Source organism: Chryseobacterium sp. SIMBA_028 (genome assembly GCF_046535285.1).
GTDB lineage: Bacteria > Bacteroidota > Bacteroidia > Flavobacteriales > Weeksellaceae > Chryseobacterium.
Window position 1 is genome coordinate 1 of the sequence record NZ_JAWRWZ010000641.1, and the last position, 249, is coordinate 249.

The 249-nt window shown below is 31.3% G+C and carries 1 pseudogene; it reads left to right on the plus strand.

Features of this window, described 5'->3' with window-relative positions:
- Positions 1-249, plus strand: a pseudogene (locus SCA31_RS24800) (hypothetical protein); the annotation flags it as partial.

The following is a 249-nucleotide window of genomic DNA, read 5'->3' on the forward strand; positions in this document are numbered from 1 at the left end:
CATCGATTCTGCGGGAATTCAAAAACCGGAAATCAATTCGCTTTTACCTCTTATCGAAAAAACAGAGAACTCTTCTTTCAACATACAAAAATCAACAGAAAATATAAAATTACAACGTACAAAAGTCAAAATTGTTCAAAGTAATAATATGCCAAGTGTGAGTTTTTTCAGTGCTTATGGATTGAATTATCCTAATTATTTGTTTTTTCCTCCGGTAGATCAGGCTTATTCTATTGGTTTTGTAGGTTT